At 44.3% G+C, this 8,647-nt stretch carries 9 protein-coding genes; 3 read left to right on the forward strand and 6 right to left on the reverse strand.

Features of this window, described 5'->3' with window-relative positions; genetic code table 11:
• A partial coding sequence (locus tag WKF69_RS07120; RefSeq protein ID WP_340380753.1) for a carbohydrate binding domain-containing protein occupies positions 1–625 on the forward strand: 625 nt, incomplete at its 5' end.
• A 97-nt stretch (positions 626–722) separates the two neighbouring features.
• On the forward strand, positions 723–1,625 hold the full coding sequence (locus WKF69_RS07125; RefSeq protein ID WP_340380755.1) for an isochorismatase family protein: 903 nt from the start codon (positions 723–725) through the stop codon (positions 1,623–1,625).
• 17 nt (positions 1,626–1,642) lie between these two features.
• On the opposite strand, the gene WKF69_RS07130 is transcribed toward WKF69_RS07125, so the two are convergent.
• The 5 genes from WKF69_RS07130 to WKF69_RS07150 form a co-directional block, all read right to left on the reverse strand.
• Entirely contained in the window at positions 1,643–2,452 is an 810-nt protein-coding gene (locus WKF69_RS07130; protein WP_340380757.1) for an amidohydrolase family protein, read from the reverse strand.
• On the reverse strand, positions 2,442–3,407 hold the full coding sequence (locus WKF69_RS07135) for an amidohydrolase family protein (RefSeq protein ID WP_340380759.1): 966 nt from the start codon (positions 3,405–3,407) through the stop codon (positions 2,442–2,444). Before WKF69_RS07135 ends, WKF69_RS07130 begins: the two co-directional genes overlap by 11 nt.
• A gap of 136 nt (positions 3,408–3,543) precedes the next feature.
• Positions 3,544–3,753, reverse strand: coding sequence for a hypothetical protein (locus tag WKF69_RS07140; protein ID WP_340380760.1), 210 nt, complete (start codon positions 3,751–3,753; stop codon positions 3,544–3,546).
• Between the two features lie 22 nt (positions 3,754–3,775).
• Positions 3,776–5,290, reverse strand: a complete 1,515-nt coding sequence (locus tag WKF69_RS07145; protein ID WP_340380761.1) for a hypothetical protein — start codon at positions 5,288–5,290, stop codon at positions 3,776–3,778.
• A complete protein-coding gene (locus WKF69_RS07150) occupies positions 5,287–6,441 on the reverse strand; it encodes a plastocyanin/azurin family copper-binding protein (RefSeq protein ID WP_340380763.1) in 1,155 nt (384 codons plus the stop codon). The genes WKF69_RS07145 and WKF69_RS07150 overlap by 4 nt, the downstream gene beginning before the upstream one ends.
• Before the next feature lie 107 nt (positions 6,442–6,548).
• Here WKF69_RS07150 and WKF69_RS07155 point away from each other — a divergent pair, with 107 nt between their 5' ends.
• Positions 6,549–7,370, forward strand: coding sequence for an N-acetylmuramic acid 6-phosphate etherase (locus WKF69_RS07155; protein WP_340380765.1), 822 nt, complete (start codon positions 6,549–6,551; stop codon positions 7,368–7,370).
• Between the two features lie 178 nt (positions 7,371–7,548).
• Here WKF69_RS07155 and WKF69_RS07160 read toward each other — a convergent pair.
• A partial coding sequence (locus tag WKF69_RS07160; protein ID WP_340380768.1) for an L-alanine-DL-glutamate epimerase occupies positions 7,549–8,647 on the reverse strand: 1,099 nt, incomplete at its 5' end.

Consider the following 8,647-nt stretch of genomic DNA (forward strand, 5'->3'; position numbering starts at 1 on the left):
GACCTACGGTGATACAAAACTTCTAACAGGATGGACAAAATTAACCCAATTCAATGCGATAGCATGGACTATTGCAGCAGAGCAGTTCAGAAGCATTGCACCCGTAGGTTTTAATGAGGCGCATACCATGACTCAACTGATGGCCTGGGATCCCGTAAAGGTACAAAATCAGGGTTTTGAGCTTAAGTTTTTCGCCGACCCAACCCTTCCAGCCAGATGGTCGCGTGGAGGTGGAAGTGCAACCCAGATTAGGCTTACCACCGCGGAAAAGTACTCTGGCGCCATGAGTGCCGAAGTTATTTCGGCAACAGGCGACGGGGTTTGGCAAATGCTCTATCAGGATTGGAAGCAATGGAAACCGTCAACCACATACCGGGTTACCTTTAACGTAAAAACGAGCGGCGTTGCGGGCGCGAAAATCTTCATGTACAATACCACTACAAGCTCCGTAGTCGGCACAGCGCAAACCTACGACAGCGCGGCCTGGTCGACGCAGAGCTTTACATTTACAACTCCGGCAGCAGGCCCTAGTTTAAGGCTCTACCTGGAAAATCATGATCTCAGCACAGCAGGAACTGCGTATTTTGACAACGTAGTGATCAAGATAGACGGAGAAGCCTGGTAGAGATTTAATCCCGCTGGAGCTTGACTTCCATCGGGAATTTTAATAATTTAACAATGTGTTTTTTAACCCATTCGGGGAGCAGTAAATTATAAAGCATATGAAAAAAGAGAGTAACGGAAGAAGAGAGTTTATAAAGAAAAGCTCTTTAACAGGATTGGGTGCTGCACTTGGAATGGGTTTAACTATTCCCGCGTTTGCCAACGATGGACGACTTGCTGCCCCCCTATCACTGGACGATAAAACACTCCATATACGACCGCGTTATCACAGATGGCATGTAGATCCCGGACAGGAATGGCTGGAAACAAATACACGTTACGCCAATCTGGATTGGAACCTTCCTGTTTCGCAAACTGCTCTGGTATTGCTGGATGTGTGGCAACGGCACTACATTAAGGAAACTGAGTACCGGGCCGAAAAAATCATCAATGATAAATATCTCCCGCTTTTAGCCAAGGTCAGGGAACAAGGCATGCAGGTAATTCATGCTCCTTCACCGGAAGCTGCAATGAAGCATCCCAATTGGGTCAAATTGGTTTCACGTGTCGAAATGAATCCCCCAAAGGACACTTGGCCACCCGTTGAGTTCCGTAACCTATCCGGCCCGTATAGAGCGTACAGGCGACCAACCGAACCACGCGAGGCTGAAAGACAGGCACTACCAGAACTAACTTTTCACCCAAAAGTCACACCTCGGGCGAACGAAGCTGTGGTAGCAACTGGCGAAGAGCTACATCGCTATTGCAAGCAAAAAGGGATTTTATTTCTCCTTTACGCTGGATTTAACACTAATGCATGTATTATAAGTCGTGATTATGGGGCGACTCAAATGACTAACCGGGGCTACTCCGTCAGTCTCCTCCGCGATTGTACCACCGGCATGGAAACCAAAGAAACGCAGGCTAAACTATTACAGACTAATGGTGCAATACTTTTACTCGAAATGTTTGGCCAGTATTCAATAACATCAGACGAAGTACTTAAAGGCTTTTCGGCATAATTAAAGCGTATAAATATTTAGATTAACCCCAGCATCTTCTTTGCATTCCCCGATCTGAGCATCTCCTTTACACTTTCGTCAGCCTCTGATGGATGGAGTGACTCGATCCTTAGCTGCCCGGTTAAATAATCCAGAATTGGAGAATGGGTACCGAAGGCAAATTTGTCGTTACCAAAGGTCTTGAGAAACTCCCCCATATTTGTGATCGTTCTACCGGACGTATCAAATATCAATTCAGTGTTTTTTACGAGATCCTTTTCCTCAGGCGTTAAAACGGCTGCATTTGCGTAGTTCAGGATCATATATTTAGCGTCAGGAACCGCTTTTACTATAGGCAGAATATCCTTTAAGTTCCACTCACGCTTAGTGGTCCCGACAACATAATCAATATCCATCCACGAACGCTGCCGGCTATCTACCATTCGGTATTCGAAAGCTACCGGCAATCCATAATCGCGAACACGCTTTACCAACTCAATACAAGCGGGATCAACGATACCAAAATCATGGTATTTAGGATATATCCTAACGCCTTTCATACCCATTTTCTTAACCGAGGTTTCCAGGTCATCTCTCCAGCCAGCATAAATTGGATTTATCACTGCAAACGGAATAAAACGGTCACTAAACTTTCGGGACGACCGGATCTCTTCATATAATTCCTCATTCGCTGATTGAGTGTTTTTGTAGAAAATACCGTTCAGATTGCTAATAGCGGAAATATCTACTCCGAACTTATTCATCCGCCCCAGCAGTAGCTCACAAGTGTTATGTTTTAATTTCTGGAATGGCCAGTTACCTACATAAGCATTTATATCAATCAACATTTCTGCCTCCTTTTCTTAATATGTTGTTAAAATTTTCAAAAAATATCTTCCGTTTTTGCCCCTCACTCAAATTCGAAGCAAGTATCTTTCCTACGCTCTGATAATAGCAATTGTCTGATCCGAAAAGCACTCGATCTTCACCCAGGTGGGCCACAGCAAAATCGACAAGATGTTCTTCATTATTGCTGCCAGAAGTATCTACAAATACATTGGGGCTATCCCTTAATCCCTTACACATATACTCCCAGTCTCCTCCGCCTCCAATGTGTGCGTACTGAAACATCGCTTCAGGATATCTTTTCGCTATGTCCACAAAATCCTCAGGTACTGATGTGTTTTTGGGCTTAAATCCATTGTATTTCATCCGATACCCGCCAACCCCTATTTGTGCTTCCGCATGGCTGTGTATGATCATTTTGAGCTCGATCATCTTCTCTACAATGGGATAATATGAGGGGTCGTTGATCTTCGTCTGATAGTAGATTTTGACATTTGTCATACCCAAATCCACACAACGCTTGATTTCGTCCATCGATTCCTTTGCATGCACAGGATTGAAAGTAAAACTGCCGGCGAAAACGTCCGGATGCAATTTCATCACACCCAAAACGATGTTATTATTCCTTATAAATGCCTCGGGACTGCCGTCAGGAACACCGTTAATTAACCTTGTCACAGGATTTGACAGGACCAGTTTCTCAACCCGCAGCCGCTGCGAATAATCTATGAGGCTTTCGGCATATTTTTTTTGCACTTCTGTGTCGGTACTGCTGAGATTCACATGAACATGCGCGTCTATTTTTCGATATCGCAGCACCTCCTGCATGAGATTATAGTTTGCTGCGAGGGTGGCTTCTTCAGGTTGTTTCAGACCTGTCAAGCTTCCTGTAACAGCAAAGCCACCTGCTGACAGAGCAGTACTAGTGATAAACCTCCTTCTGGATAATCCGGACATAGTGTAATTGATTTAAGAGTTAAACATCATTATATGATACTATTACCCGATTTTTTTAAGATGTTGTTATAATTCTCGAAAAAGACCTTTTTTGTTTGACTTTCGGTGAGATCTGAGGCCAATATCTTCCCGACACTTACTTCCCATCATATAAATCCGAATGCACATGAGAATCGATCTTTCTATACTTCAGCACATCCTTCATCAAGTCGTAAGGCGGGGCGGTGGTATTTCCAGAAGCCGTTGACGGACTATGTGTTACAGCCGAACCCAGCCCCGTTTCAGCTATCATAAGGCCAGCTAGTGACAGTGCCGACCTGCTTACAAATTTTCGACGGTTAATCATTTGACGTTTCGATTAATATAACTCAGGGTATAAGGTTATTTAATGTATAGCAAACCAGTCTATTATCCAGAGGTTGTCCCTTGGCTGTTGTAATATCTCCAAGTTTCAGCTCATACACATACCCAGCTTTCAACTCACCTAGCACGAGCGATACTTTCGTACCATCTGCTGAGATGGTAATAGTTTCCACTGGCACCGACTGAACATCCTGCTGGTCGGTAACGTCGGCCCCTGCGTTTTTAACCTTTCGCTGATACTTATAGTAATAGTGCCTGAAATTGTAATTGCTGGCATTCAGCGCCTGTGCCTTATTAACTGGCTGTGTAAACGTGATGTCGAACCCGGTTTTGGTCAGGTTCATCATTTGAACATCAGCGGGCTGATTTCCATTAAAGACTATCCTTTGTATTCCCTGATCACCTGCCCATCCGAAGGCTATCTGTCCGACCCAAAGGCTGCCATCCGGAGCAAATGCAAGCCGATTGTTCCCTTTTCTAAGGCCGTGACCATCAATAAATGGAATGGACGCTCCCTGAAGCTCTCCAGCCACGGTTTCCAGCATTACCCGGACTATTCTGTCCCGATTCATCTCCCCCACGAAAAGCTGGCCTGCAAAAGGGCCAAATTTCCCCAGTGTGATATCGCAAAGTGGTTGAGAAGGCGAATTCGCCATTATTCCCTGGGGGAACAGCACCGCTGCTTTTGTACGGATCTTATCAAGGTCTTTAACCGGACTAATAAATGGATTTTTATTCTCCCACTCTTTTTGCCAAACTAAGCTTGCCGGATGTCCATAAAACTTACCCTCCTGAACATGGAATAAGGTGCTTGTCTCAACCCAGTCGCTTTGATTGTCAGTTACGAAAAGATTGCCTTTGAGGTCAAACCCGAGGCCATTTGGCGATCTCATACCGGAAGCATATGGTTGCAGCTTGCCCCCACCCGCCGGAAGCTTCATAACCCATCCCCGATAAGGAACCACTGAATACATTTCATAAATCCCCTGGGCCATATCTCTGCCTAAAGGATTGAGGGTACCCCTGACCTCTGGCCGGACACTGCCGCCCTGGGAGGCTGTATTTAATGCTATGTAGAGGTTGCCCTTCGAATCCTGAACAGGGCCGTAATTGAATTCATGATAGTTCCCGGAGATGCCAAAATCATCTGTTAAAGTTTGGTAATGGTCAGCAATACCATCTCCATCTGAATCTTTTATTCTTGTAAGTTCGGGCCTTTGCATCACTATAAATTCCGAATTGCTAACAGCATGAATACCCAGCGGTTCGTGTAGGCCAGTAGCAAATACTTTCCATTCTTTTGTTTGAGGTGTATAAAGCATAATCTCACCCCGAATGAAGCATGCTGCCAGGCGGCCATCGGGTAAGAATGCAAGCCCGCCTGTTTCTGCCATAAGGCCATGCGGCATCTGAATATTCTGGACCGTATATGAAGAACCAGCGACCGTCTGCGCGACCAGATTGCCGCTTCCAAATAAAAAGGTAAAAAGAAGCGCATGACACAATTTTTTTTTCATCATTTTTTCTTTCTACGGGTGTTAAAAAGCAGCGAATAATTTGTCATTGTTATGCTGAACTGCCGCGCCTCCTGTGGAGTTAGTTTTAATTTCCCATCAATCCACTTACCGGCTGAAGAAGTATGCTCGACAGAACCATTCATAGATTTAGAAGTAAACCATACCGTATTGCCAACACCTGGGATTCGAAAATGTCTCACAATACCATTGCCATCTTCCTTTGGCTTAATTAGCTCGTATACATCAATACCGTTGAGCTGATAATGAAACTCAGGATATTTATCGATAAGCCGATACCCTTTAAATTCAGCGACAGGCACGTCATCTGCTTTACCGATGATCACAGGGTATTCGGAAGTTTCGCGGTAAAACACGCTGCCTAAAATTTTTGCATTTGCATCAACATGGCCTTTCCATATCGCTGTATTGTCTAGAAATCCTCCCGACCAGGCATATCGCAACCGGCATGATCCGGTATCCCAACAATAGGAAATATCCTTCGGCAAATTAACAGCTATCGAAGCCGGGCCTGAATCATCCATAAATATCCGGTAGAGAAATGGGGGTTCGAGATCGTAAGGATGGTTGGTGTGATGAGGCATCGGATTCGAACTAACAGAAGTAGACGGCCCGGCCGACTGTACACTCTTTTCTTCGCGGCGCGAGGGAGGGATGTTCTGGTCTGTTTTCGAATCCGGCATGATTGCGTCATTCGCGACGTACATAACGCCATACATAATAAATCCGTGACCGGGGTAGGTGCAAACATATGGGTATGATCCTGGTTGTGAAGGCGCTGTAAAACTAAGAGTGGCGGATTGGTTTGCTGATACTACAGGGATTGACCATAAAACGCTTTCAGACTTAGGAATGTAATTCATCTCCGGTCCCTTCTCCTCGAGCTGAAGGGCAGCATTCACCACTTCAAGTCGCGTCCCAGGTTTAGTGAGCAGGAAATTATGGCTCATATCGTCGGAATTAGTGAAATTGATTTTAACTTTTACCCCTGGCCTTACATTGAAGCGAACTAAATCAAACTGCATTCCACTGACAGCATGTATATTAATTACAACCTCATTCCCAGCAATTTGCTGTGCATTTAAACTGGAAAAAGCACAGATTAAAAGGCACATTACAATATAAATTTCTCGCATTCTCAGAGATCTAAAGGCTAGAATTTTTCAACAATCCAAGATAATAATATTTTACGTTTACGTACACGTAATTTATTTTTATATTTAGGCGAATACAATTGTTAAGCATGACCCGGATTACCGAACAAGCCTCAAAGTACAGGCACTTAGAAAAAATGACAGTTGGAGAATTAACCTCCCATATCAACACTGAAGATAAACTAGTGGCTCTGGCTATTGAAAAAGCCTTGCCACAGTTGAATGTTCTTATAGAGACCATTGTGTCGAAAATCGTCGATGGTGGACGGCTATTTTATGTCGGTGCTGGAAGTGGCGGAAGGTTGTCGGTACTAGATTGCCTGGAGCTTCCTACGACATTCGGCATTCCCCAAGGAGTATTTAATGTAGTTCTGGCTGGTGGCCAGGAACACCTCATCGAAGCGCCTGAAGAGAAAGAAGACGACACAAATGCGGCTTGGGATGAGCTCCAACAACGAAACGTTTCAGAGAAAGATATCGTTGTGGGTATTTCTGCAAGCGGTACAACGCCATTTGTATTATCAGCATTGAATGCGTGTATAAAAAGCAAGATCACGACAGCTTGTATTGTAAGTAATCCAGACTCCCCTGTCGCAGCTCAGTCTGACATTCCTGTAGAGGTTATTACCGGGCCTGAATTTATTTCAGGAAGCACGCGAATGAAATGCGGAACAGCTCAGAAGATGATATTCGATATGATAAGCACGGCAACTATGACCAAACTGGGACACGTTTTGGATAACCAGATGGTGAACGTGAAACTTATAAATGATAAAATAACGGACCGGGCCGTAAAAATGTTAATGAAGCTCACGGGTCTCACTGACTACGACTCTGTAAAAGCTATGCTTTTTGAATCTGGCAGTGTGAAAAAAGCACTCGATAATTACACGCATCTTAATTCCATATAAATTGCTGCCGACTGTTAAACCTTCCATTGCTGTCGTACCCTGTTACTTAATGATTGGGTATTCTGCTTTTCATGGCCGTAAGACTCAAAGAGGATAAGGAGAGCGCAAGAGTTTCTAAATACGGCCCAGATATGACTGAAAATAACGATATAACTTCACAAGGCGCGACAGGCGGAGGTTAATTACTCTTTTTGAACATGCCATAATAATGAGCCGATGGTTCAAAAATTCCACCACTCCGATCATAGAAATCTTTATTTAACTCGAAAACACCATTTCTGCGCTGAAACCACGACGCCTCAGAAGCGGGATGATGTTTTACCATGGCCTCCCAATTGGTGTAGTTCATATCTCCGTTAGTCTCCATCAACCCCATGTTTATAACTGGGAAGGGAGCCAGGTGGGCAGCGAGGTTTTTATGCCAGTCAACAAGAATTGGATTCACCGTCAGGTCAGCACACATACAGGGGACATTTCGTTCGGCGGCCAGTTTTGCAAGCTTAATCGACATGCTTAAGGTTTTAGCGATCCCTTTAAGAACAAGAACATTGTATCCGAGATCTAATCGCTTTATGGCCGAGGCTTCATCGTGAGCGCTTTCATCAGCGCCTATCCTTATCCCAAGGTCAGCTACATTCTCGTCGTTCTTTTCGTTTAAAGGCTCTTCGTACAATAAGATCCTGTCAAATGCCCCAATCTTTTTTGCGTGGTCAAGGTACTTTTGAAGAGTTTTCTTTTTTTCGTACCTCGCGTTGGCATCCATTGTGTAGATCAACTTTCCATCGGCAGTGTGCGCGGTTCTGAGGTCTTTTAGAGTTTCATGGATAAGCGTAAGGCGGTCCATATCTCCCTTCAACATTTCTGATTGTGTACCGGGAAAGCCTGTTTTTACTTTAAAAACGAAATATCCCTGCTTGGCAGCGTTCCTTAAGTCCTGCATAGGCATTCCATATGGGATCTGGTACATGATTGCAATCTTTTCATTGCGGTGGGACAATGCTTGCTTGTACTGTCCCGGTATCATCGCTTCAAACGTATTGAAATTATTTTCGGCCGCATAAATAAGCCATGCCGCGTTATCGACGCTAACCAGTGCATTATAAACGAAGTTGATATTAAGATCTGCTTTCCCGGTGATCTTCTTTCCTTCAGCTATAACCGCCGGCAATATCTTATCAAATAATTCCACCGGAGTTTTAAATGAATTTTGTTTAACCAGGTCGAGAGCCTTATTGGCCAGCACATACATCAACGCGTTACCGGTTGCTTCGGAATTA

Origin of the sequence: Daejeonella sp. (assembly GCF_037719425.1) — a bacterium.
Classification (GTDB): domain Bacteria; phylum Bacteroidota; class Bacteroidia; order Sphingobacteriales; family Sphingobacteriaceae; genus Daejeonella.

Excerpts from the sequence above, each read along its gene's own strand:
- WKF69_RS07125 (WP_340380755.1), top strand. The coding sequence starts at position 723 with ATGAAAAAAGAGAGTAACGGAAGAAGAGAGTTTATAAAGAAAAGCTCT.
- WKF69_RS07130 (WP_340380757.1), bottom strand. The coding sequence starts at position 2,452 with ATGTTGATTGATATAAATGCTTATGTAGGTAACTGGCCATTCCAGAAA.
- WKF69_RS07135 (WP_340380759.1), bottom strand. The coding sequence starts at position 3,407 with ATGTCCGGATTATCCAGAAGGAGGTTTATCACTAGTACTGCTCTGTCA.
- WKF69_RS07140 (WP_340380760.1), bottom strand. The coding sequence starts at position 3,753 with ATGATTAACCGTCGAAAATTTGTAAGCAGGTCGGCACTGTCACTAGCT.
- WKF69_RS07145 (WP_340380761.1), bottom strand. The coding sequence starts at position 5,290 with ATGATGAAAAAAAAATTGTGTCATGCGCTTCTTTTTACCTTTTTATTT.
- WKF69_RS07150 (WP_340380763.1), bottom strand. The coding sequence starts at position 6,441 with ATGCGAGAAATTTATATTGTAATGTGCCTTTTAATCTGTGCTTTTTCC.
- WKF69_RS07155 (WP_340380765.1), top strand. The coding sequence starts at position 6,549 with ATGACCCGGATTACCGAACAAGCCTCAAAGTACAGGCACTTAGAAAAA.